We start from the raw sequence: 4,231 nt of genomic DNA on the forward strand, positions 1-4,231 counted from the left end.
ACTTCCAGCAGCCACAACCAATTTCGGATTAGGAATGGCTTCATATATTGCTTCCAATGGTTTTCTATTATGATAGGTAACTGGTCCTGTGACGACCAACACATCAGCTTCACGAGGATTCCAGGTTAAAAATACATTATACTGTTCAGCATCAAATCTTGGTGATAAAATTGAATTAACAATTTCAATATCGCATCCGTTGCATCCACCGGTATAAACCAACATGACGTGAATTGCCCTTGCTCTTGAAAATGATTTAATTCCCATCTAATCACCTTCCTCCCTATTTCTTAACACAGAATTATCTGACAAATATTGTGAAATAACTTTAAGTTTTTCTTCTGAAATTTTAAATGGTTGGTTGAAATCAATGTCAACCTCCTGATCGCCAACACAACTCGGATGAATTGTTCCTTTTTGACCATACAGCGAGAAAATTGGACAAAAATCATGACAGTAGTAACATACAACACATTTTTCAAGATTAATTTCAGGTACTTCACTTTTAATCCAATCATCAGTTAATTTTGTAGGACTTGTTAATCCTTTCATCTCTATTGCACCTGTAGGACACACATTGGCACAACCCCCACATCCGATACAGGCTGACTCATCAACCCTATCATCAATCTCTACTGAAAGAGTGGAGATTTGTTTTCTCAATTCCATATCTGTAACTCTATCCGCTGCAAAAAAGATTCTTTTAAAGTTAGTAAAAGCCCCTTCCAAAGCTATCTTAAGTAAACTCATTTAAATACCCTCTATTGAATCTTTAAAATTTCTTTCGAATAAAAATGCTTTTGCAGGACATGCATTTTTACATGCACCACAATATGTACATTTTTCCTCGTTAACAACAAACTGTCCATCAATTTCATCAATTGCATCATATGAACAAGTCTTATGACATAAACCACAATGCATACATAATTGCTGTTCAATGAAATTAAATCCATCCTTTATTTCATTCTTATACATTGTGGATTTTGGAATAGCATCAACCGGACAGTGAACCGCACAGTTTTCACATAGAATACATTTATCCAAATCAACAGATATTGTTCCCCTATGCAAAGTAATTGCATCCTCTTGACAGACTTCACTACATATTCCACAGGAAATACAATCATCGGATACTTTACCATCCCATGAATAAGTCATGAACTGACGAGCACCTGTTACGTCACAAACCTGTACACATTTTCCACATGAAACACAGAAACTGGACAAGGCAGGCAATTCTTTTTCTTCCACCTCATCATAAATAAACATCTCATCATCTTCACGCAATATTTGAATTGGACATGACCCAATAGCCTTATCATGAGTAATGTTTTCAGTGTCTGCAGTCGGATCATATCTTAATCTTGCACCATCACGTTTTAAAGATTTATTTTCTGTTAAATCAGCACATAATCCACAATTTAAACAAGATATAAATGAACCGTTAGGTTTTTGATTTAATTTATTAATATTGATTTTGAAGTCATCTATTGTAATTGCATTATGAGGACATGCTTTCATACAATTAAGACAAAGAGTGCAAGAAGACTTGTCAACAATTTGCAGCTTATTCATAGATCCATTAGGACATACATCCATACATAATCTGCATTCACTACAAATTCCTTCATCCCTATCGATACGCACTTTAATTGCACTTGTCGGACAGTATTCCTGACATCTTCCACATAGAATACATTTATCCAAATCAGTCCCGAAGTAATTTCTTGTAACTTCGCAGGCGTCACTATCTTCCTTGTGAGGAACCTCATTTAAAGGAGGATTTAAAATATTGAATGATTTGATTAAAGTAATTTGCTTGTCCTTTTCAAGTTCATATCCGTCGATACGATTTGGACAAACTTCCGTACATACTCCGCAACGTGAACAGATACCGTAGACTATTCCATCTTCAATAGTTATGTTATTGGTAGGACAATTGTGCATACACATTCCACAGCCGTTACATTTAGCCCTGTCCACAACATATCCTCCATAAATATTGCGGAATATTGCTCCGTTCGGACAGTTTCTATAACATATTCCACAAGTAAGGCAACTAAAAGCTTTTCCATTTATAAACTTAATTGCTTTTGTAGGACATCTTTTAATACAATCTCTTTTTCCATCACATGTATTAGTTGACAAAAACATTATAAAAACCCCTTATTTACTCCTTGCAAATAGTAGTTTGCCTACAAAAATTCCAATCAAAGCAGATATAAATGCAGTGGACACCGGTAAATCTGTATAAAATGGATAATTACCTGACTGCCATGCAACAACAATACCTGCAATAAAAATTATTACAAATGATCCAATTGTGAAATGGGCATCACTGACGCCAAGTTTAATTTGGGAACCGATGACTATGCCCAATATCAATCCAAAGATTATAGGCCCTAAACTCAACATCATTCGCTCTCCTCCACAATTTTCTTAAATCCTGCAAATGCAATAACAATTGCGGACAATCCCACAAATACTTTCAAACCAACAAATATATTAAGGTATGGAATTATACCTGCATTAGTAACATCAGGATAGTGGAAAACATTTTGAATAGCTGCAGGAACAACATTCAATATGTCTGTACCGACGTTATAAAGATAAAATCCTCCAATGAATAAACCTATTAATCCGAAGATGACAAAACCCAATGCACCAACAGATTCAAGAACTTCAATATATGTGTGGGACAATTCCAGCGGGGAATTACCTAAACCATAAACAAGGACAGACAATATAATTCCACTAGCTATCATTGCACCACCTTGGAAACCTCCACCAGGAGTGATATGTCCTCCAAGAATAGTTGTTATACCAAGACAAATCAATATAATTGAAATTGGTAAAGATATAAGTTTTAAAATCATGCTTCCTTGACTCATCGTTTATCCCCCAATAATCCTCTACCAAATATAAGTAATACCACCAAACCGGCAGTTAACAGTATAATTGATTCACCTAATGTATCATATGCTCTGAAATCAAAAATTACAACAGTTACCATGTTTGGAGCAATCTGAGTTCCTAACGCATTATAAATATTGCTTACGCCAGGAACAATCATTTTACTTATATGGAATACAGCATCTGCCAAAGTTACTGAAAATATTGCAGTTAAAACCGCTGCAAGCAAATTACGCACAGTAGTTTTATTAGACAAGATTACCACCCCAATATAAGAATGCAACTAGTATTGCCAGTGTTACAATTGCATAAAACAACATTTTTTCCAATGAATCATCTTGTTCTATTTTAAATTTAGGAATAAGTGGAATATTAGAAATCAATATAATAGTCAAGATTAATGTGACCAATCCCGCAAGTAAAATGCTTACATGCCTTAATAATACAGCGGATAGAACTAATGAAACAATTAAGAAAATCTCTGCAGTAACTATACCTGAAACATCCGCATTGGTTACAGGTCCTGGCGCAAACAATTTCTTGAATTGCTTTACAATATCAAAAATCTGATCATATAGTTTCATAATATCCCTCCTACAAAGTTAGAAATTCCATTTGTTACAACATCAGGATATACACCGAATGCAATAACAATAATCAATAAAATTCCCATTGCAAAAATCATCGCACGTGGAACTTCCTTATGTTCAACATCCAAATCATTAGGTTTTGGTTTTAAAAACATTGAGTAATATGTTTTTACGAATACTACAAATGTAGCAATACTTACCATAATAGCTAAAATTGATATTTCCGGATATCCACAACTTAAAGAAGCTTGAACAAGCATTAATTTAGATTGGAAACCGCTTAATGGAGGAACTCCAGCCATTGCCAAACCGCCAATCAAAAGCATAATACTTACTTTTGGATGGTAAGCTAAAAGTCCACCAAGCTTTCTTGTATCAACTTCATTAGTTGCATTGACTATAGCGCCAAATCCAATGAACAGCAATGCAGTAATAGTAATTTCATTCAATGCTTGGAAAAGACCTGCAGTTATTGAAAACTGAGTTCCAAGACCAATACCCAGACCAATGAAACCTAATTCACCAACAGCTAAAAATCCAATCATTCTTCTGAAGTCTGTTTGAGTGAGTGCGAGTGAAACACCTAATATCATAGCCAAGATAGAGAAGAAGACTATGAGGACTTCAAATATAGGAAGTGTTGAATAGATTCTAAACATGACCAATACGATTGAAATCATTGAAATAACTGTAAATGACTGAAGCAATGCTGCACCATGAGGTTC

At 34.7% G+C, this 4,231-nt stretch carries 7 protein-coding genes and 1 pseudogene; all 8 read right to left on the bottom strand.

Annotation, left to right across the window (positions count from 1 at the left end):
* A pseudogene (locus UIB65_RS00560) lies at positions 1-267 on the bottom strand (hypothetical protein); the annotation flags it as partial.
* On the bottom strand, positions 268-750 hold the full coding sequence (locus UIB65_RS00565; protein WP_330039214.1) for a 4Fe-4S binding protein: 483 nt from the start codon (positions 748-750) through the stop codon (positions 268-270).
* Positions 751-2,157 (bottom strand): 4Fe-4S binding protein, encoded by a 1,407-nt coding sequence (locus UIB65_RS00570; RefSeq protein ID WP_330039215.1) that lies wholly within the window; start codon positions 2,155-2,157, stop codon positions 751-753. It abuts the gene before it with no gap.
* Positions 2,158-2,169: 12 nt separating this feature from the next.
* Positions 2,170-2,421: an energy-converting hydrogenase B subunit J gene (locus UIB65_RS00575; protein WP_330039216.1), complete on the bottom strand. Its 252-nt coding sequence runs from the start codon at positions 2,419-2,421 to the stop codon at positions 2,170-2,172.
* Positions 2,418-2,894 (bottom strand): MnhB domain-containing protein, encoded by a 477-nt coding sequence (locus UIB65_RS00580; protein WP_330039217.1) that lies wholly within the window; start codon positions 2,892-2,894, stop codon positions 2,418-2,420. Before UIB65_RS00580 ends, UIB65_RS00575 begins: the two co-directional genes overlap by 4 nt.
* On the bottom strand, positions 2,891-3,172 hold the full coding sequence (gene mbhE / locus UIB65_RS00585) for a hydrogen gas-evolving membrane-bound hydrogenase subunit E (protein WP_330039218.1): 282 nt from the start codon (positions 3,170-3,172) through the stop codon (positions 2,891-2,893). The genes UIB65_RS00580 and mbhE overlap by 4 nt, the downstream gene beginning before the upstream one ends.
* Positions 3,165-3,500: a hydrogenase gene (locus UIB65_RS00590; RefSeq protein WP_330039219.1), complete on the bottom strand. Its 336-nt coding sequence runs from the start codon at positions 3,498-3,500 to the stop codon at positions 3,165-3,167. Before UIB65_RS00590 ends, mbhE begins: the two co-directional genes overlap by 8 nt.
* Positions 3,497-4,231 (bottom strand): proton-conducting transporter membrane subunit (locus tag UIB65_RS00595; protein ID WP_330039220.1); only part of this gene is annotated, 735 nt, incomplete at its 5' end. The genes UIB65_RS00590 and UIB65_RS00595, both read right to left, overlap by 4 nt.

The sequence above is a fragment of the Methanobrevibacter sp. genome (genome assembly GCF_036307625.1).
In the GTDB taxonomy this organism is placed as follows: Archaea; Methanobacteriota; Methanobacteria; order Methanobacteriales; family Methanobacteriaceae; genus Methanocatella.

Excerpts from the sequence above, each read along its gene's own strand:
- UIB65_RS00565 (WP_330039214.1), bottom strand. The coding sequence starts at position 750 with ATGAGTTTACTTAAGATAGCTTTGGAAGGGGCTTTTACTAACTTTAAA.
- UIB65_RS00570 (WP_330039215.1), bottom strand. The coding sequence starts at position 2,157 with ATGTTTTTGTCAACTAATACATGTGATGGAAAAAGAGATTGTATTAAA.
- UIB65_RS00575 (WP_330039216.1), bottom strand. The coding sequence starts at position 2,421 with ATGATGTTGAGTTTAGGGCCTATAATCTTTGGATTGATATTGGGCATA.
- UIB65_RS00580 (WP_330039217.1), bottom strand. The coding sequence starts at position 2,894 with ATGAGTCAAGGAAGCATGATTTTAAAACTTATATCTTTACCAATTTCA.
- UIB65_RS00590 (WP_330039219.1), bottom strand. The coding sequence starts at position 3,500 with ATGAAACTATATGATCAGATTTTTGATATTGTAAAGCAATTCAAGAAA.